This is a genomic window from Vibrio sp. V19_P1S1T109, assembly GCF_002241375.1.
In the GTDB taxonomy this organism is placed as follows: Bacteria; Pseudomonadota; Gammaproteobacteria; order Enterobacterales; family Vibrionaceae; genus Vibrio; species Vibrio anguillarum.
On the sequence record NZ_NDIM01000261.1, the window covers coordinates 1 to 21,803 of the forward strand.

Genomic DNA, 21,803 nt, shown 5'->3' on the forward strand with positions numbered 1-21,803 from the left:
CATTTGTTTTTAATAGACTTATTATTTTTACCATTATATCTTCAGCACATTGATGCGCTAAAAGTGTGCTTATTGCACGACAGTTGTGCTTTTAATCAAAGATAAGGTAAGGCTTTCCTTCAACAACAACCTGCTTCACCTGAGTCTGAAACGCTGCACTTAACGCTTGGCTCTCTAATACTTGTTCAACCGAGCCGGAACTTTGCAATACGCCATCTTGCAGTAACAGAGCGCGATCGGCATGGCGCAATGTTCGATTGAGATCGTGATTGGCCATCACTACCGCTATCCCTTGCTGTGCAACCTCTTCAATCAAACGATAAAGCAACCCTTCTTGAGCAATATCAAGAGGCGCCGCAGGTTCATCTAATATCAATAACTGCGCGTAAGGGTTTAAGGTTGGCCAAATTTGCAAGCAAATACCGGCCAAGCGGACACGTTGCCATTCGCCGCCTGACAGTTGGTGAATGGATCGATGCAATTTATCTTGAATATTCAATCGTTGAGTGAGATGAACCACAGCTTGATTAACAGCCTGAGAATGTAAATCGGCGCAACTGGGGATCGCTAAGGCAAGATATTGATAAACATCGACATTAAAAACAGGCTTGTCGTTTTGCGACAGATAAGCTCGGTGCAGTGACAGCGCCTCTAACGATGCGCTTGAAAGCTGAAGATCACCAATGTAGACCTCACCTTGGCTCTCTGTCACGCCAGCTAACGCCGACAGTAAAGTGCTTTTTCCGCTGCCATTAGGCCCAATAACATGCAGCACCTCTCCCGCTTGGCAAGTAAAAGAGAGTGGCAATAAGCGTGATGAAACCTGCAGGCTATTAACGTGAATCATGGTTTTTCAACAACATCCAAATAAAAATCGGCGCACCAATGGTGGTAGTGACGACACCAAGTGGAAGCTCAGCAGCATTAAGCGCCGTTCTGGCAACGGTATCCGCGCAGACCAGTAAAAGTGCGCCGAACAGAGCCGACATAGGTAAAAGGTAGCGGTTTTCAGAACCAAACGCCAAGCGCAATAAATGCGGAACAACCAACCCAACAAAACTGATCACACCGCCCAATGCCACCGCAGCTCCTACCAGCAGCGACACGGCAAAAATCAATTTCCAACGTAGTCGATGCACATCCACACCTAACTGCTTTGCATGAGTTTCGCCCAACATCAGTTTGTCTAACGTTTTTCCTTGCAGAGCAAGCCAGATGATCACCGGAAGCGCAGCTAATGAAAGCGTATGTTGATACCAGCTTGCACCACCAATACTGCCCATCAACCAGTAAACCAGTTGCCTTAAACTGAGATCATTACTGAAATAAAACGCCCATGTCACCACAGCACCAGATAAAATACCCAGCGCCACACCGACCAACAGTAAGCGAGTTGTGCTTAAACGCATCGCTTTAGCCATGCTGACCAGTAAAAGAGTAAACACCATCGCACCGACTACGGCACAAAGCATGAAAATTTCAGGGGAGGCCAAGGCAGGGAAGAAAAACAGCACCACTACCATCGCCACACTGGCGCCACCAGAAATACCAAGCACGCCCGGCTCTGCCAAAACATTCCCTAATAACACTTGCAGCGCAGCGCCTGATACGGCTAGTGAAGCACCAATAATGACGGCAGAGAGCAGACGAGGAGCACGAAGTTCAGTCACTAACTGCCATTCCAGTGGTGACCAAGTGTGAAATGGGCTGATAAAGAGTTCACCCACCATCAAATAAAACGCACTCATCGTAATCAACAATGCCAGCATAGCGTAGAGGGCGTAATGCCAGCGACGCTGTTTTTTTAAGAGTAACTGATTGAACGTCATGCGCTTATATGTAAGTAAGAGAAACAATAATGGCCTAACCTTACCGTTAAGCCATTTAAATAGAAAGTGATATACCAAAGCAATCGCCTGTTAACCTTGTCAACAGGTCAAAAGATTAACAAGCCAAAAGTACCATCGGTTAATCGTATACCAATTGATCGTCTTCATAGCGTGTCGCCACTTTGCACACCATTAACGCGGCGCGCTGGCCTAATGCCACTTTTCGGTTAGGAAATACGATCGCTTCATCTTCATTTTTCGCCATGAGTGGCTTTTCACCATCATGACCAAATACCTCACCATGTTTAAACGCGGTGAAGTTTTCGACGTTATCATCAAACATGAAATCAAAATCGTCATGCAAACGGACGATGGTACGGCTGACACGATAAATGGTTGGCTTTCTTGGCAAGTGTTCAGGTGTCGCATTGGCTACCAAATCGCGCATGGCTAAGTCAAACGCGACTAATCGCTCTAGGTTGTTTTGACCAAGAGGTGCGACTTGCCCCAGCTCAAGCGTTAAAGCTTGCGCGGCAAAATTCTCTGCACTGTACCAACTGAAGGTACTCGAGGGTGAATTTGAAAGCAGCACCGCTTCGATATGCGCACTTTCAATCAATGCCATCAGTGCGCGGCTGCGGACAGGATGACGAGATTTGGGGCTGACGGCAAACGAATAATGTTTGGAGTGACGAATCGCACAGTGCAAATCAAGATGCCACCGATTTTGCTCAGCGGTGTGTTCGAAAAAGTCTTTCACTGTCTGTTTGAGATGCTGTGCAATCTCTCTTTCTAGGGAGGTATTGCCCTTTTTATCATCAAATAAACGGTTCAAATTTTCTTGCACGAAACGGGTATGTTGATTCGTCGCCTGAGGATGAGCCACAATAAATAAGCAGCGGTGTTGGACCGCTTGAAAACCTGACTGAATATCATCCACCAGCTTATTTACTAATTCCATTGGCGCAGTTTCGTCACCATGAATACCGCAAGAAATAATGATGTGCTTACTCTCATCGTTGAGATGAGCGGGAATCACTTCGAGCACTCCACGCGAGAGCACTTTAAGCGTAATACCAGCTGCCGTTTTGATTTCGCCAGTGACCATTTCTTGGTCTAAATCCAAACTATCAAATAGGAAAGATTGGCGGAAAAGGGACTTCGTCATGCGTTACTCCTTTATTGCACAGCGGTATGTTAATGAATTGTAGAAGCAATTTATGTTGAGGCGATCCCACTTATCAAGATGGATAAGGGTAAACTTAACTCATCAACGATCGTCTCAATACCTTATACAAAATACGCTTAACCAGAGGCCGGCGTTAATTGCCGGGAATTCTATCATTAAATCTGATAGTTACTCCATACTCTACTGCATGCTCACCCGGTGCTAAATTTGAATTCCGATGCTCTTCACACTCACATTCTCAGCGTTATCTTTTCCTATTTGGATATGAGTTAATGATTGATAGTCGATATTCAACACACTATACCAATGGCGGTTTTGCCAGTCAGTGCCTAGAACATAGGCAAGTATCATTCTGATTGTTCCACCATGAGCGATGATTAAAGTGTCTTGCTTAATCTCTTTAATCTGAGCCTCCCAAGCACGGGTTACACGCTGATGAAAATCGGCCAAGTTTTCTGCATTCGGTAGTTGATGTTGGGCCGGATTGGTCCACAAAGTTTCCACTACTGGCCACATCGATTGCAGTTCATCAAAGGCCACGCCATCGACGTCACCAAAATCCATTTCTTGGAAATCAGGCTCAATTTGGTAATCCAATTTCGGCTGCTGTAAAACCAGTTGCTGCGCTAAATCATGGCAACGGCGTAGCGGCGAAGTAATGATGTTTGAGAAGGAGTAACGGGATCTCAGCAAAGTGTGAGCGATCTGCTCTTGTCGATGCGCTTCAACGAGCACATCTGTTTTACCATTGAGCGCAGGCCGACCGACGGTTTTACCGTGGCGCATCAAATAGAGATTGATCATTGTGAGCCTTTTAAAGCGATGTCGTTTAGAGCAGTGTTTTTTAAAGCGATGTCTTTTAAAACAATCGGTAAGCCCGCCGCAATAAAGCTCACTCGGGTTGCTAACTTGGCTAGAGCTTGGTTAAGCCAGCCCGCGTTATCGACAAATAAGCGCGAAACCTCCCCCATCGGGATCACGCCAAGGCCCACTTCGTTAGCGACGATAACCAAAGTGGCGGGCGTTTGCTCAACGGCAAAACAGAGTTGCTCGACTCGCTTTTTTATCTCCGCTTCGTGAGCTTGCTGGCCATGGTTATAGATAACGTTATTCAGCCACAGCGTTAAGCAGTCCACCAATACCACATCATGTGCCGAAAAAGTGGCAATTAACTCAGGCAGTTGTTCAGGGCATTCGTGCTCTTGCCATTCCGACGTTCTTTGCTGCTGATGGTGAGCAATCCTTGCCTGCATTTCATCATCAAACGCAATCGCGGTGGCAACATAGTTAAGCTGAGCCTGCGGCAGCCGCATTAACAGGACTTGGTATTCTTGCTTTGCGGCCTGTTCAGCGAAACAAGACTTACCGCTACGCGCACCACCCAAAATCAAATGCACCATTATTCAATCAGTCCCATGCTCAAATAACCCAACCCAGCGAATACAATAAGCAGCAGATAGATCAGCAGTTCCATAATCTGTTGTGCAGCGCCAAGGCAATCACCCGTGAAGCCACCAATACGCGCCATCAACCAAGCTTTGAAGAAAATACGAAAAACTACAGCAACCAATACCAAACTTAAGCTTACCTGCCAACCAAACCATAACGCAGGCGCTAAGCCGCACAGCAGTAGAAAAATGAGCTCTGGAAGGGTTTGTTTATTGGCTAACGGCTTGCTTTTGCTGCTATCGAGATCGCTTACATACGGCATGTCGAAAATCAACGATGCCGCTATCGCACGGCTAAAACTGTAGCCTAGTACCCACACCATTAATACGTTGCCATAACCAAGTAGCGCCTCTAAAAAGAGAAACTTACACAGTAGCGCCATCACTAAACTGGCCGCACCATAAGTGCCAATGCGGCTATCTTTCATGATGCTCAAACGGCGCTCAGCCGTCATTCCTCCGCCAATGCCGTCCGCCATGTCAGTTAAGCCATCTTCATGAAACGCCCCTGTTAATAGCAAACTAGCCACCATCGTCAGTGCGATGCTCACCTCGTTCGGTAAAATCAGGATCAGCACACTGTAGATGGCACCGCAGATCGCGCCGAGTAATAGACCAACCAAGGAAAAATAGCGCCCAGATCGGTTCATTCGTTCACTGCAATAGGGCGTATTGTTAGGAATAGGAAGGCGCGAGAAAAAACTCAACGCCAACCAGAACAGCTCTAATTGATAAGCTAAAGCGCGCAGCATTACACTGTCACTCCTGCGTCGGCAAAACTGGCCATGGTGTTGTAAAACTCGGCGGCCGCTTTGACCAAAGGTACGGCTAATACAGCACCCGTTCCCTCACCCAACCTCAACCCTAAATTAAGCAGTGGTGTCGCGTTTAACTGTTCAAGTACGCGTTGGTGGCCCGATTCATGGGACTGATGAGCAAAAATCATCAACTCGCGGCAATCCGGTTCAATAAGTGTGGCCACATACGCGGCTACCGTGACGATAAATCCATCCACCAGAATCGGCGTTTGCTGCTGGTAAGCGCCTAAAAATGCTCCGACCATTTGCACAATTTCAAAGCCGCCTACTTCCGCAAGGACCGTTTCTGGATCCAAACCACGGCAGCGTGTTACGCCTTGCTTCACCAGCTCTACTTTTTTCTGATATTGCTGTGTTGAAATGCCAGTGCCGTAACCAACACACTGCTCAACAGAATGTTTAGAAAGCGCCGCTAATATCGCAGAAGTGCTGCTGGTATTACCAATGCCCATTTCACCAAACATCACTATATTGGACCCCGCACGGATCACCTGCTGCACGGCATGATTGCCTAGCAGTAGCCCTTGCTTCACTTGCTCTACAGACATCGCCGCTTGGCGAGCAAAGTTCTCCGTTCGGCTACCTAAGCGCTGCACAAGAAAGTGCGGATTGTCGCTTTCTACAGGGAGTAAAATCCCGCAATCTATTACTTTCATCTCGACTTGATTGCTGCGACAAAAACAGTTGATGGCCGCACCACCCGCCAGAAAGTTAAGCACCATTTGCTGAGTCACCGCGCTTGGCGCAATGCTAATGCCTTCATCTGCAATGCCGTGATCGCCAGCAAAGACCAGTACTGTAGGCTTATGAATGGTGATCTGCTGAGTGGGCTGAGGCTGATTTTGACTTTGGATTAAGGCGAGCTGGTGTGCTAATGACTCAAGTTGGCCCAGCGCTCCCAACGGTTTGGTTTTTTGATCGATTCTTTGTTGTATCGCTTGGCTATGATCTTGTTTTAACATTGCTTCTGGGCTCTTCCATGAAAAGAGAAGAGTTTACTCGTATTCGCTAGTATCGGCTAGGTTTTGCCTATTTGAGCCCAAAAAAAAACACCCCCTGTTTTCTATAAAATCAGGAGGCGTTTTTAGGTTTATATGGGCGCTATTGTCAAACAGACACGCCTACAAAGGCTGGTTTTAACCCATGAAAGACATGATTACGACAAGCTAAACTTCCCGGTATTCACATCCGACCATGCGGCCATAATCGCTTGCTGAGGCTGAGAAGCTAATCCATCCATAAAGTTGCTTTCTCCCACCTTAGGCGCGAAGGAACTCATCGCTTGAATGAGATTGTCTAACGCATTATCAGTCAAGCAGGTATATTCCTGCTCGCCTTGAGCGTCTTTTTCACCTAAACCGATAATAAGTTTGGCTCGATTATTTGCAAAATAATCATTGAAAGTCACACAACCTAACGCATCAAATAGCGTTTGATCGGAAGAGGTATCAGTATGGCGTGCTATAGAAATTTTCAGATCGTAACCACTACGCTCAAACCATAAACGGTTCCAATCAATACCGTTGAAGATGATGTTTTCACCTTGGCGAATATCTTCAACCACGTTATCGATCACCTCACCACTGACCACAAAACTGTCTACGCCAGCACCGCCTTTGAACGTATTTTGGTAACCCCCAAGCACCATGACATCGCTACCTTCACCACCGTTTAATGTGCTGAATTTTGAGATAGCGGCGGCAATTAAGTAATCCTCACCCTCGCCAGCATTAATCGAAGCATGGTAACCCATCAGTTTGACTTCATCGTTTCCTTGGCCAGCATCAATTCGGTTGTGATTGCCAAAGACTCTCGCAAAGTCATTGCCTGCACCAAGATCAAGTTGGTTGTTATTACCGATGGTTACAGCAAAGTCTTGATCGTCTCCCATGTCTACACGGTTGAAGTTACCTGAAGTGACTGCATAGTCATTACCTGCCCCCATGGTGATCTCACCACCTTCGCCAAAGACAAAGGATTGATCATCACCCGCGCCCATAAAGACGTGGTTAATGCGTCCGGCCACAACTGCCGTATCATTACCATCACCACCGAACATCATGTTCTCGCGACCCATTAAAACGCCCATATCATGGCCTTCACCGCCAGTGAAAATATTGGAGACTCCCGTTGCGTAGAACACATCGTCTCCACGTCCTCCCCAGAAGTTATTATTGTCGCCTAGATAAGCGCCGAGATCTTTACCGTCACCGCCCCAGTTGAAGTTGTAATTACCCAGAGAAACGTTCATATCGCCATCCCCTTGCAAATGCCCACTGTTACGAAGGAAATCAAACGTTTTATCCTTCATATTGAGCAAATCGGCGGTGAGATTCTGCTTCAGATTACTGACCAATGATGCCATCTCTGCCTGCTTATCTTTGCTAAACATAGTGGCAAATAAATTGGGCAAATTGAGCGCATTAAAACCAAATGCGCGCTCTGGTTTGGTTTCTTCAACAGTGGCTGATACGTTTTCCGTTGCCGCAGGCGCGCCATTGAGAGTCACTTGCGCTGTATCGTTTTCCTCTGGTGCTTTCTCTTTCAGTCCATGACTTTCAGCAAAGGATTGAAGACCATCAGCCCCCATATCGATTCCCGCTTTGAGACTATCTAGCAATTTTTCTGGGTCAGTAAATGCGCTGAGCTGCTCACCACCAAACTCGCCTATCACTTCTAGCATCTCTTTTAAAATGGCAACGCCATCTACCGCTTCATCAGTACGAGAGACTATTTTGCCATCAGCGGTGTAATTGACACCGAAGATATCACCTAAAGTCGTCTCTGCACCGACCTCAGCAAATTTACCCAGCAGCTTATTCTTAAGCTGACGAGGCAAGTCTTGCGGATTATAGGTAAAGGTCGTTTGAGCCATTCCCGTTGCTGAGAATTGCTGGGTTAACACGCCAAACAATGAACCGAGATTGGTATCCAAAATCGCTTGGATGTTGTCTCCGAACATAAAGTTCCAGTTGCCCGTGGTGACCTGAATATCGGCTCCTTGACCACCGACCGCGAAGTTAAAGGCCAACTTCTCGTTCATTTGACGGAACTTATCCGCACGGCTCATCTTGCCAGTATCATTATTACTATTGCCACTTAGCCACTGGTTGTACTTTTTATTCAACGTTGCTTCAGCGTCAGACTTCAAGCCGCGGCTGCTGCGCTCATTCTGAGAGTCCAAATCAACCAAACTGCTGTAGTCAACACTGCTAGTTTGATCGAGACCGGACATCTCTTTGACAAATTTTTTCGCACCAGAGAGTGTCCACTGCTGTTCTTGAGCCGCTAACCAATCGGCACCCTTTCCTGATTGTGCGATGCTTTGTAATACTCCTGAAATACGTGATGCACCATCAAATGGATTGACCAGTGGCGGTGTCGGGATCGACTTATCCATCATCACGATAAGGTCATTACTGCGACCCATATTGAAACTTACGTTGCGGTTACCCATAAACATTTGAGCACCTTCAAGCGCCTGATAACCAGCGATGTCGACACTATGTTTGCTGTCACCATTACCAATATGAACCATGACATTGTTGTCACCAAAGGCCAGCGACTTAAAGCCTCCCGTACCCACTTTAATACCAACATTTGACGTACCCCAGTTAACTGCGGTGAACTCACCATCACCGACGTTGACCTGAATATTGCCCGAGTAGCTGAGCTTATTGTCACTGCCCGCCGATGCCGTAGTATCCGTTTCCGGTTTACGCTTTTCAGGTGCTTCAAACACCTCACTGTTGTCGCCGATGGCACCACGTGCTGGCTCATTAACCTCACTCGCACCAACACGAGCAAGATGGATATCCCCTTCCGCCACACCGTTACGAATGATCTCGTCACGTACGGTAACTTCGCCTTGCGTATTCCAAGTCAGTGAGACTTTATTGTTTTCAGCCTTTTGTACCCAATTTCCATTGGCATCTTGAGTATGTTTGCGCCCTGTTGTATCTACCGCTACATCAGAGTTGCGAACAGACACATCCACACGAAGACCATTGGCATCCATGGCATTGATAAATTGATGGCCAAAGCCTTTCTGCTTGTCATCACTCACTAAAGAGCAACCGACAATACTGATATGGTCAGGCTTGTTGCTGATGTTTTCCGCTTGGCCGAATGCCTGCTGGAACTTGGCCAATTTCACTGCAAGTTCATCGGCACTGTAGCCACTTAAGCGAGTGTTGTTATGTTCTGAATCATCACGCCCATGGCCAACCAATTGCCAGCGTAGCTTTCCATCCAATTTCGATGGGTCACCATACACCACGCGATAATTCCCTTCAGAATCTAGCTGAACGACCACACTGTTTTCAGGATGCTTGCCAGCTAGATTTGCCGCCGCTTTTGCAACTACTGAATCGTTTTCCATTTGAACAATCACTTGGCCGTCAAAGCGCGTTTCACCGCCGTCCGCTGTCGATGTGACGACAACACGTTCCCAACCGTCCACGTCTTGGTTATGAAGTGCGTTGTTTGTGCTACTTAAACTTTCTTTGAAGGTAATCTTCGGTTTATTAGCAACATCATCGTAGACAACACGCAGACTCACATCATCTTGCTCGATAGTGAACTGGTTCGAGTCGCTGACTTTAAGCGCAGGGAGATCAAGACGGTGCGTGATACCCGGAACAAAACCTTCAATTCCTTTGTGCGATTGCAAATGCGCTTTACCATAAATAGCGACAAACTTTTCACCATCAGGCAAGTTTTGTAATATTTCCACTGCAATATTGTTCGCGGCACCAGCACGGTACATCAAACCGTGTTCTGTCCCTTGAACATTTGGACGTGCAGAACTGTTTGCATCCAACGCAACAACACGCATGCCATTGGCACGTGCATTTTCAAACAGAGTGACATAGAGATGCTTAGTTTTCAGCATTGCGCTTAACTCACTCGACATCACACCAGTAGCAAGGTAGCTATCAATCAGCGGCTGCGCGAGATCCGAGCGTAAGTGCTCAAGACCAATCACACTAATACCCTGTTTTTTCAGTGCATCCATCTGTTCATTGACAAAGCGTAAGCCATTAACATCACTGCCATGTACTTCACCAATTAATAAACCTTTGCGCTCATCCAGAAGAACAGAAAGCTGCTCCTCTATACTATTTTTTTCTGCAAGTTTATTGCTTACCTCATCATACCCAACACCAGAGTAACGACTATCCCAAGCGTCAACGTCCGTCTCATGGCTACTGCGGTAGATACCTTCAATTTGATCCATACGGTCTAAATTAAGTTGAGCCAGATAGCTTTGATCAGCGAATTTCTTCAGCAGTATCATTTCAGCTGAATCGCCAGAAACGGGATCCGCTTTCTTCGCCGCTTCTTTCAAAAAGTAGAACGCCATTTGTACCGATTCAACACCCGTCAAATCCTGAAGCTCTTGATAGCTATAACCAAGATGAACAGTTTGGGTTGCCTCATCTAAGAGCGCTTTACTCAGTAGACCATTCGACTGAGACGTTTCTAGCCACTGTTTGAAATCAGCGTAATGTTCACCTAGGTCAACGTGGTACTTCGCATCAAAGGCAAGGTCACTTGGCGTTTCGCCTTTGTAGCCTTGCTTCGGCGCCAAGTATGGGTCTTCATTGGCCCAACGAACCATCATATCCGTCAAACCAGCATGTTTGCCGTTGGCTTCTTCAATCGCGACCATAAAGATACGAGCGGCAAGCTCTGGTCTTGTTTGTGCGATTGCATCAATACCCGCTTGGGCAACTTGCATCTTGCCGATAAACAACGCACTGGTGACCTGCTCTTTCAACTGTGTCAGAGCTTGATTACGCCCAGAGGTTGGATGTTCAGCTAAGTACGCAATGATCTTATTGTTAAGCTTAAAGCTTTCTAATACCAGCTCACGGTCAACAGCCCTATGAACCAAATCAACCTGCTCTAAGATGGCTTGATAAGAAGGACCGATTCGCTTGCCAAACACATTCGCACTTTTTACTAATTCTTCTCTGGTGAATACCTTCGAAAAATCTAGTGGCTGCATCACTGCATTTTCTGTTACTTCTGACTGCGTAGTGCTTACGTTTGTCTCAATTTCACCGCTAAGCTTTCTAATCACATCTTCCCTTGCATTTAGGAATTCATGAGACAATTTACGCTCTGGTGTAAAAAGTGGGTCATCAAGGCCAGCATTCCACTTATCATTGAGTGATGCTCGGTAACTGACATTAATCGCTACCTGCTGGAAATTAGAAAACTCCTGCGGATCACGAATCACCACCGCACCTTGCTCATTCACATTGAAATACGTTTGGATAGAGCCCTTTCCTTCGCCTAAACCATCTTCCATGAAGAAGCTTTTGGGTACAAAGAAAGTCGCAGGGAAATTGTCCGCCATTACCGCATAAGGGTTTGCGTCGTCTGCACCATGATGCACCATCTCTAGGCCATCGGTTCTACCCAAGCTGGTATTGATAACATCTTTCAGAGTTTTTAAGCGATCGCTCACAACACCAAGGCTCGCCCCATCTTTTTTGTTATAAAGCTCTTCACTGCTGTATAGCTCTTGATACTTAGGCGTTAAGTCTTCGTAAGTAACAGACTCTTTCCACTGTTCCCAAGTTAATGGTTGCTTGACCTTATCTTGCGGCCCTAGCTCTGCGTAGGAATACATCACGGTCAACAAATCATAGTCTGCTGTCATCGGCTGTTTAGATACAGGATCACCAATCACTTTGAACGGCGCTAGCTCGCCATCTTTCATGTAATGAACCTGCCACAGATCTTTGCTCTCAACAGTCACTTTATTCAGGAAGAAAGTGACTGTTTGATCACCATTGATTGCGGTTGTTTTGTACATACCGCTTTCTGCATCAAACTCAAGAGCTGTCAGTGACTGATATTTAGACACTAATTCATCTATTCGAACCTGATTCAGATACAAATCGGCACTTACCGCATTACCAGACTCAATGGATTGTTCAGCATAGCCGTTAAATTTATCGAGATCTCTTCTCGCAGACGCTTTGGCAAATGACTGATCTACCGGAATAAATCCAGACATTGGCCCCCAATCAGAGCTTTTCGCCTTAACGAATAAACCTTTACTGCTATAGAGCTTAGAATCAATCAGTGACTTCGACTTCTCATCAACTGGTCGAACACCGATAATGACATTTTCACGCTCAGCAACCTCCGCCAATATTTTCTGATCGATATCAGGCATACCAAGCTCGATGGTTTCTGGTTGCACGATTGGCTCGAGAACTAAATCTCGGGATTGATAATTCTTATGGGATGAGTCTGTATTTACCCCCAGCTCTGTATCAGAAGCTACCGCTTTATCTACAGACGAATCATTTAATAACAATTCTGTATTCCGAAGATTTTGCTTCTTAGCCACGATTTCTAACTGGGCCTCTTGTAACGCTTGACCAAAGTTGAAAAGCTCTGTCGGCGTCCAAACACCAAACTTAGGCAGCCATGTGTGGCCAATGAGTTTATCTGCCCCACCCGCTTTCAACACTTTAGCGACCGTGCTAGAGCAGTTTTTGGTGAGCAGTTGATAACGCGCATCCGGGTCGTTACTGAGGCGATTCCACTCTGCCTGCATTGCCGCAGTATCAAGCCCTTCTAAGTTAATGCGGAATACACGGCCTTGATCCGCTTCGCTTGCTTTGAACGCTTCAATCCCCTCTAGCGCTCTTTCCGCAAATTGACGAACCACATTAGCAATGCGTTTCTCAACCAGCTCGGCATTGCCACTTATTTGAGCCTGATGTCTTAGCTCTTCAGCAAAACGGTTTGCTACGTCCATCATGTCGTAGCTGGTATCATTCCATTGTTCAACGAATGGTTGGAATACATGTGTTGGAATGCCTGTCGTTTCAAGTATATCCGGGTTGCCCAATAGCACACTCGCATAACCTTCGGAAGCGTCTTTGTACGAAGCATCAATACCTTTCGCGGCGTTGAGTTTTTCGACAAAGCGTTTTAGCTTGGTTTCACCATCATTCAAACCGAAGCCGTCGTTTTCTTCTGACTGTATATCAAACGCTAGAGATTCACCCTGCGCGGCTGGCTGACTGAAATCTTTCCAACGCAGCTTAAGATCTGGCTGATCTTTTGTCGCCACATTGAAGATATTGCGGATATTGGATGATTTGCTACCTAGTGGCCACCAACTCACATAATTCTGCTTGTTGAAATCAGCCACGGCTTGACCTTCAAGCTGCGTGCGCCCTTGGCCAATTTGCAATGCGGCGTGACCTAGTGTGCTGTGATCACTCGGCTTCCAGATGTACATGGTCGCGCTCACTGGCGACATGTGCTGTTCAATCGCTTGGTGTACTTTGTTTAACCCAGCGATATCAATACCTTTACCATCTTTTGCAAGATCGTTTGCAGAAAACCCTGCGAAGATCGTATCGGCAACAGCTTGACCATATTCATGACTTACGGCTGCTTTTACTTTTTCAAGCACAGCTTCGCTGCCACCTAGCTGATCGATATTAGTAATATTTCCTTTGCCCTTAGTAACGAAGTTGCTATTACCATCAAGATACAAATGCTTACTCTCTTTCAAGTTGGCATTTTCAAGCTGGTCATATAATCGGCTAAAGCTGTCTTGCGCTTTGATATTTTGTTCTGATACCGCCAGAGTAGAGACTTCCTCTAAACGTGTATTCACCTGATTTAACAGTGAATTCATTGCTTCAACGCGGCCAGAATCTGGGTGACCAAGTACATAACCTTCAATCTGTTTACGTAGGTTAACCAGCTTTTCCATTGACTCCTGTTCGTAGTCTGCATGTTCAAGCGTGCTCAAATGATACTCAGCCAGAGCATCAATCACTTGTTGGTAACTTTCACCACGGATCTTCCCTGTAACACTGGCAGCATCGAGTAATTCGGTGACAGACATCAATTCTGCTTTGGTGTTGTACTTCCAAGCGCCCTCTTCTTCTTGTGCCAAAACACGCGTGCGACCCTCATGATGTGAGATAACCTTGTTATCCACCAAAAAGAGCTCATCGGGCATTTGTTCAAAATTATCGAAGTTGGCTAAAATGAAACGCTCAATGGCTTTTTGTTGAGCCGCATCTTCTGGATCATCAAGAATAATGGTCTTGCTATTGTCATCTGTGCCAGGCCAAGCACGCACTTCTAAGCCTTCATCCCCTTCTTGCACTAATAGATTTCGTTCGGCACGGAGTGAGTAGAATGGCAGAGAATCACGTAACATGTTGTCGATGGCGTTACCACCCAATGCTATATCACTGGATGCCTCACCAAGACCTTCAAGATTCACCCCAGAAATGCGAATCTCTTTTCGAACCACATCCTGAGACGCAGTGGTTGGCACAACAATGCTGTCGCCGTTTGTCTCTGTGAACATCGAAGTGACAGAACTACCCGTATTTTTCGCTCGAATTCCTGCGTTAATTTGCAGACGGTTGACTGCATTGGTCGCACCTTCTAAGGCTTCTAGCTCTTGCTCGCTCAAGCCTTCGCTAAAGCGGCCATCAGCGTTTGCCTGACTGTCAGCGTTGATATGGCCCGCAGCACCAGCGGCTTCGACGCTATGTGCTTGACCCGCAAGGCCGCTGCCCGCAACACCTTGACGATCAGGGCGATCGCTTTCGTTTTGCTTAGCCCCTTTCGCATCATTCTGCACTTGGTTGGCTTTATGTTCCGCGTTCATCGCATCGCGATCACCACGCGATTGCGCATCGTTTGCGGCAGTGTGTGCGTCAGATTCGGCTTGTTTCGCGTCATTGCCTTTTGCTAAAGCATCATCTTTACGTTTTTCAGCATCAGTTCTAGCATCAGCAATGTCTTGCTCTGCACCCGCCAGGTTTTGCTCACCTTTTGCGACGCCTGCTTCAGACTTCGCAACCGCATCTTTCACTTTATTTTGATTGTCCGCGTGCGTCTGTTTCGCGGCAGCAATCTGCTCACGAGAAACCTGTGTTGCATTGTCCAATTGGCTTTGAACACCATCAAGCAAGCCACCGGCAAAATTGTTGCGCCATTGGTCGCCCGACTCACCCGTATGCGTGGCTTTGTCATCGAGCACATCGAGACCTTGTGCCAGTTCGGTCAACTCAGCCGTCACGGCTTCCGACTCTTCTTTCACCGCATCGCGTTGAGCTTGGCCATTATTTTCCAAGGCTTGTTGGTCGGTAGATTCCAACTGGCTTTGCGAACCTGCGACAGCATCGAGCTGTTTCTGCTTTTCTTGTTCTAGACGTTGGCGATCCGCTTCTGCGCGATCTTTGTCTGCTAGAGCATTCTGCGACGCTTGATTTTGCGTTGCATGCTCACTCACCGCATTAGTTTGCTGTGGCGTTTCTGATTTCGCCACTACGTTATCTAAGATATAGCCCAACCCATCATCGTGGCCTGTGCCTTTGAATTCGATACGGTTACTGCCAGCATGAGCGGTCAGTTTTAAGGTTTTTTGCTGCCAAGCAGATTCGTCACCAGACGATGAGAAAACCACTTCGCCGTTCCAGAGAACGTCAATGCCTTCGTTATTAGAAATGCCTGCACGTTTTGCAAAATCAAAGCTCACAGCAATGACCTCGCCTTCCGTCAGGTTCTGAATATCCTGGTAGATAGTCGTGCTTTGATCTGTTGCCAATTCAGACACATTGTCACCGTGCCCATCCCGCTCCAAACCATATGAACTTGCAGAAACATAAGCTTCGACACCATGCGTAGAACTCCAACCGAAATCACTCTGCTCAAAATCGCCATTAACAATGAGATTTGGCCCTTGAACTTGGTCCGAAGAATCGTCAACGTTGAGCGCATTTTGCATTTGATTGAGATCAGGTGCGTCTACCTTGGTCACACTACCTGTTAGGCTATCACCCAAGTCCGAGCCCACTTCTTCAATCGCCTCCATTTGGAAGCCATCCAGCTTGGTAATTTCAGGTGTCGCAATCGCACCACGGCCTTTATGCGTGCCGGATGATGATGCTTCATCGCCTTGCACTAAGTAGTTGATTGCTTGGCTACCACCGACACCAAGTACGGTTTGCTTGATGTTATCAAACAGGGCGGAGAGCTTGTTGCTGCTGGTGTTGCTCGACGCGACCGCCAAACTGTAGAAATCACCATTACCGATTTTGATCACCACGTTGTTTTGAGCGTAAGAAGCATTAACCCCTAAACCATCACCAACATGAATATTAGCGTTGGCTTTACCTTTCATGACCGCGACGTTCAAACCATCGCCGATTTTGGTATTGACGTTGTATTGGCCCCAAGCAACATTGACCGAAATACCGTCACCAACCACAGTGTTAATATTGGCATCACCATAAGCGGCGGTGACGTTTAGGCCATCTCCCACTCGAGTCGTTACGTTCGCTTTGCCTTTCGCGGCGGTCACCTGCATACCATCACCGACTTTGGTGACGATGTTGCCCTTACTCCAAAGTGCGTTAAAGCTATCGCCATCACCCACTTGAGTCACGATGTTGGCTTCACCTTTGGCTAGCACAACATTTCGGCCATTACCCACTTTGGTGATAACGTTGGCTTTGCCCCAAGCACCGGTATAATCATCACCATCACCCACATGGGTAATGATATTGGCTTGACCTTGCACGACAGAGACTTCTTGACCATCGCCCACTTTGCTGATGACGTTGGCTTCACCTTTGGCAAAGTTATAGCGATCACCGTCGCCCACTTGGGTAAACACGTTTGCTTGACCCCAAGCCACGTTAACACCCAAACCATCACCGACTTTGGTAATGATGTTTGCCTTGCCCTTGGCAATACCAATGGTCGTGCCATCTCCGACATGAGTCATCACGTTGCCGATATCGGAAATCAACAACCCTACCGTGGTGCCTTCGCCCACTTTGGTGAGGATATTGCCTTTACCAGCCAATACCGCTGCAGTGGTTGCATCACCAACATGAGTCACGACGTTGGCTTTTGCTGCCGCCACAACCCCCATGAAATCATCACCCACTTTGGTGACAATATTGGCTTCGCCCAGTGCTAACACGCCCGTTAGACCATCGCCGACATGCGTCATGATGTTCGCTTTACCGAACATCGCCGCCAGCGTTGTGCCGTTACCGACCTTAGTCATCACGTTCACTTCGCCTGCGAATATTCCTAGGCTGGTTCCATCACCGACATGGGTATAGATGTTTGCTTTACCGACCATCAGCGCAGCGGTGAGATCATCGCCCACTTTGGTCATGATGTTGGCTTGGCCAATCATCGCCGCAAACGTGCTGCCACTGCCTACGTGAGTGAAGATATTGGCGTTACCAACCATCGCCGCGAGTGTGGTTCCATTACCCACTTTTGTCGCAACGTTACCTTTGGCTAACATAAGCGCCACCGACATGCCATCACCAATGTGAGTGAAGACGTTGGCTTCTGCCACCATTAACGCAAGAGCATCACCGTTACCCACTTTGGTAAAGACGTTACCCAAGCCGCCCATAAGCGCCCAAGCATTGCCTTCTCCCACATGGGTAAAGATATTGCCTGCACCAATCATGGCCGCAATGGAGGTTCCATCGCCCACTTTGGTGAAGATGTTGCCTACTGCGCCCATCACTCCAAGAGTTTGACCGTCACCAAAATGCGTCAGCACGTTACCAACACCAAGCATAATGCCGGTTGTATCGCCATTACCCACTTTGGTAAGGATGTTCGCACCGCCGACCATAACGCCAGTTGTTGTGCCATTGCCCACATGCGTCAACACGTTTGCGCCACCGCCCATTACAGCAAGGGTGTTGCCTTTGCCTTTTTTGGTGAGAATGTTTGCGCCGCCGAGTGCCACCGCCGTGGTATTCGATAATTGATCATCACTGCTGATATGGGTAATCACGTTCGCACCACCCAGCATGCCCGCCGTGAGTTCACCATCACCCATTTTGGTCAATACGTTTGCGCCACCAGCCAGTACCGAAGCCACATCGCCTTGACCGACTTGTGTCATGACATTGAAACCGCCAGCCGCTAGCCATAGTGCATCACCACTACCGATTTGCGTGTGCGTGTTATAGCCGCCCAGTAGAGTAACTCGACTATTGCCTTGGCCTTTCTGTACCGAGATGTTGCCGTAAGCCAATAAGTGAGCCAGATAGTCGCCGTTACCAACACGAACCAGCACGTTCAACGCACCACCCGCGTAAACATCCATCTTGCCTTGCTGACTTTGGTGCACTAATACGTTTGCCAAACCTGCGCCGCGGAAGGTGAGATCCCCTTCTTCGCCATTTTTGACAATCACGTTAGCCGCGCCAGCACCGTTAAATTCAGTGTTACCAAACTGAGAGCTATGCAGGATCACGTTGGCAAGACCGCCACCGTTAAAGTAAACATGACCGCGTGTTACGTTGGATTTAATAACGTTACCGCCACCGACACCATTGAAATGAATATCGCCAGAGCTTTCGCCGCTATCGCTTACGGGTTTGAATAAGGTTTGATCCGTGTATTCGTCGATATCAGCCACTGTTTCGCTGGTACTTCTTACCGCGTTAACGCTGTAATGCAAGTCGCTGAGCGAGTAGCCCCCTTTACCCATTGGGTTATACCCAGTTGCAGACGAAATATCTTGGTTGGCTATATTGGCAGTGTGATCACCTTCTTTATACCAAGAGCGAGCTTGATATTTCAGCGCGCCAGTCTCGGCATCGTTAGCCAGTTCAACCACAACGATTTTCGTGTGTTGTCCCAGCATCTTAGCGTAAACATAAGTGTTGGGTTTGCGGTTTGATTTCACCGCTTTGACATCAACCTTAGTGCCATCAGCATAAATCGCGTGACCACCCATTTTTGCATCCGACAATGACACATCTTTCGCATCAATCACCGCACCATTGGCGTAAGTCACCCACTCATATTCAGTCAAGCTTTTCTCAACCGCATGAACAGTCACTGATTGCTGATGTTCAATGGCAATATTAGAAAGGGTGTAACCACCGTTGACTGGATTGGACTCAAAGCCACCTGAAAAAGAAACATCGGAATGAGCAAGATCGGTTAAGTGATTACCCTGCTTGAACCACGCCTCTGAGTAGTACTTGAGTTTGCCGGATTCGGCATCGTTATAGAGACGGATTTTGTTGATTTTGGTGTAATTACCATCTGCAATAGCAAACAAATAGGTATTGGGCTCTCGCTCTGATTTTACGGCGTTAACCGCATGGAACTTGTTGCCGTTATCAATCGATAAACCGTGCATCTGTGCGGCAGTGAGAACGATCTCATCCGCTTTGGCATATTCCATACCTTGAGCATCAAAGTCGCCGCCACTACCTTTACGAGTAATGGTGTTATAAGCACCGCCGCCCGAGAAGTGAATATCACCATGTGCCACATCAGAGTAAAGGCTGTTGTAACCACCCACACCTTCGAAGCGAATATTACCGCGTGTTTCGGTATACACATCGTCCGCATTGTGCGTACGCTCAATTCGGTTGGATGCCCCGGCACCCTCTAGGGTAATATCCCCAACCTTGCCTTTGCGAACCAAATGGTTATCCGCACCAGCTCCACTAAAGTGCAGGTTACCGCTTTCAACACGTGAGCTAATACTGTTAGCAACCCCCGCGCCGACAAAACGCACATCACCTTGAGATCCTTGATACTGGTTAAACCAAGTACGATCGATTTTATTGCCCGCACCTGCACCTTCGAAACTCAAGTTTCCATGATTGGTTTCATGCCAGATAGCGTTGTAGCCACCAGCACCTTGGAAAGAAACATGGCCTGATAACCCTTGGCGCTTAATGTGGTTGTAAGCCGCAGCACCCGCGTAGCTGATGTTGCCATGCTGGCCGTCATGACCAATGTCGACACCACCAGCAGCACCTGAAAATGAGAGATTACCGTCTCCGTTTTTCTTGATATCAGCATAACCCGCAGCGCCTCGAACGCTCAGGTTCCCCGTTGTATCCTCAACTTTTAGATAGCCGGCCCCCGCCGATACCGTATCGTTACCTGAACCGGTATATACCGTGGCTCCGATCGACCCCAGATGAATATGATCATCTCCGCCATAAGCATGAATTTCGCCGCCAAAACCGATGGCAACAATGTCGTTATTTCCATCGTCGGCGGAATAATTTCCGGTGAAGAAGTATTCGACACTTCTCCAAAATGGTTTTCCCATAGACTGTGGCTCTTATTATTATTTAAATAGAAAACCACTGTACCTTACGGATACAGCGGTCGTTTTGCGTGTCGATTTTGCCGCGGACAGTACACACTTTTTGCCCTTTCCACGGCAAAAAAACACGCTGTCGTAAGTCATTGACGATTTGACGTCCGTGACCAAAAGGAGCAAGCATTTCAGGAATGTAGATATGATCACCAGAGCGCCAGTCAGCAGCTTCGATTTCTCGTTCACCGGACAATAGCAACTCTCTCACTTGCTCAGACAAAAACGCCCAATTACAAAATGCAATTGGACGTCCTTGTTCATCTTCGTAATAGCAAAACTGATTTAACTCAAATGATGGCATAATCCGTTGCTGCCATTCACTGATAAGATACCGCTGATGCAGAGGAGAATATTGGCTGAGCAGAAGAATCCCACCCATCATTTTCTGCATCATTGCACGATCCAGTTTCGCCGCGTGATGTTGAATCAACATACGCTAAGCCACCTTTTATTTTTTCGTGCGTGTCACGCGTTTTTTAGCAGGCTCAATACCACTCTCGTTCTCTTGAGGTGCTTCACTCGGTGATGCTAGAAAACCTGCGGCAATTAATTTTTCTAACTCTTCGTTCATACGAGGATCTTCAAGCATATTCTTAACCATCGAAACCATATACATAAAACCAGAAGCAGGCATATGAATCACTTCTTTTAGCTCTAAGTCCGTATCACTTTCCGCCATAATACCGTTTGCCATGTTGGATTGATTCTGTCCAACAAAATAGAGAGAAAAAACACCTTTATTATAATTAACACTCGATACAGTTTGAACGAATTTCTCAGACATAAATAACTCACCTCATAATTTAAAAAGAAAATAAAAAAAGATTAAAGCCACTTATAAAAAAGTAGCGATAACCCAAAAATGATTTTTAATGTTATACAGCATTTCAATGGCATGCAACCATACAATAACGCTAAGTCATGAATAAATTAACAAAACCAAAATATTACCGAATACAAGCAACTGATAATTAAAACCTTTAAAAACCGCAATTAACTAATCAGACCAGATAATATTTGAGCATCTATTGATATTAATGATATGATCCGCCCCCTTTCTTTTTCTGGCCCTTGAAGAATCAAATATATGACTGATTTAAATGAAAAAAAAGCCATGCTACATTGCTTATCAGTCTACTTACCGCTGATCGGAATTCGTGAGATAAAATTAGATATCTCTAATGAAACGCCATCCCCGTCTCCTATACACATCAAAAAAAGCACTGGACAATGCGTTGCGTTATCTCACAAGTGGCAATATTCTTACATTTCTGCTTTTACCTGATGGTGCAGACCCAGCTATCTCCCTCAGCATCCATGGTAAAGCGGCCTTTG

9 protein-coding genes and 3 pseudogenes are annotated in these 21,803 nt (G+C 46.8%); all 12 read right to left on the bottom strand.

What is annotated here, in order from left to right:
• Positions 1 to 91: 91 nt before the first annotated feature.
• The 12 genes and pseudogenes from btuD to rtxH all read right to left on the bottom strand — a co-directional run bounded on the left by btuD (position 92) and on the right by rtxH (position 21,252).
• On the bottom strand, positions 92 to 847 hold the full coding sequence (btuD, locus tag B9J87_RS12980) for a vitamin B12 ABC transporter ATP-binding protein BtuD (RefSeq protein ID WP_017044830.1): 756 nt from the start codon (positions 845 to 847) through the stop codon (positions 92 to 94).
• Complete coding sequence (btuC, locus tag B9J87_RS12985; RefSeq protein ID WP_026028308.1) at positions 834 to 1,829, bottom strand: vitamin B12 ABC transporter permease BtuC; 996 nt, start codon at positions 1,827 to 1,829, stop codon at positions 834 to 836. Before btuC ends, btuD begins: the two co-directional genes overlap by 14 nt.
• Positions 1,830 to 1,968: 139 nt before the next feature.
• Positions 1,969 to 2,997, bottom strand: coding sequence for a succinylglutamate desuccinylase (locus tag B9J87_RS12990; protein ID WP_047691738.1), 1,029 nt, complete (start codon positions 2,995 to 2,997; stop codon positions 1,969 to 1,971).
• A 222-nt stretch (positions 2,998 to 3,219) separates the two neighbouring features.
• Entirely contained in the window at positions 3,220 to 3,822 is a 603-nt protein-coding gene (locus B9J87_RS12995) for a histidine phosphatase family protein (protein ID WP_094151086.1), read from the bottom strand.
• Entirely contained in the window at positions 3,819 to 4,418 is a 600-nt protein-coding gene (gene cobU / locus B9J87_RS13000) for a bifunctional adenosylcobinamide kinase/adenosylcobinamide-phosphate guanylyltransferase (RefSeq protein ID WP_094151088.1), read from the bottom strand. The genes B9J87_RS12995 and cobU overlap by 4 nt, the downstream gene beginning before the upstream one ends.
• Entirely contained in the window at positions 4,418 to 5,218 is an 801-nt protein-coding gene (locus B9J87_RS13005; protein ID WP_094151090.1) for an adenosylcobinamide-GDP ribazoletransferase, read from the bottom strand. Before B9J87_RS13005 ends, cobU begins: the two co-directional genes overlap by 1 nt.
• Positions 5,218 to 6,246: a nicotinate-nucleotide--dimethylbenzimidazole phosphoribosyltransferase gene (gene cobT, locus B9J87_RS13010; RefSeq protein WP_094151092.1), complete on the bottom strand. Its 1,029-nt coding sequence runs from the start codon at positions 6,244 to 6,246 to the stop codon at positions 5,218 to 5,220. Before cobT ends, B9J87_RS13005 begins: the two co-directional genes overlap by 1 nt.
• 194 nt (positions 6,247 to 6,440) lie before the next feature.
• Positions 6,441 to 11,237, bottom strand: a pseudogene (locus tag B9J87_RS18045) (C80 family cysteine peptidase); the annotation flags it as partial.
• A gap of 747 nt (positions 11,238 to 11,984) precedes the next feature.
• Positions 11,985 to 12,479: pseudogene (locus B9J87_RS18050) on the bottom strand (anthrax toxin-like adenylyl cyclase domain-containing protein); the annotation flags it as partial.
• Positions 12,480 to 12,617: 138 nt separating this feature from the next.
• Positions 12,618 to 20,417: pseudogene (rtxA, locus tag B9J87_RS18055) on the bottom strand (MARTX multifunctional-autoprocessing repeats-in-toxin holotoxin RtxA); the annotation flags it as partial.
• Between the two features lie 22 nt (positions 20,418 to 20,439).
• On the bottom strand, positions 20,440 to 20,901 hold the full coding sequence (gene rtxC, locus B9J87_RS13025; RefSeq protein ID WP_017044044.1) for an RTX toxin-activating lysine-acyltransferase RtxC: 462 nt from the start codon (positions 20,899 to 20,901) through the stop codon (positions 20,440 to 20,442).
• A 15-nt stretch (positions 20,902 to 20,916) separates the two neighbouring features.
• Positions 20,917 to 21,252, bottom strand: a complete 336-nt coding sequence (gene rtxH, locus B9J87_RS13030) for a protein RtxH (protein WP_094151094.1) — start codon at positions 21,250 to 21,252, stop codon at positions 20,917 to 20,919.
• Between the last annotated feature and the right edge of the window lie 551 nt (positions 21,253 to 21,803).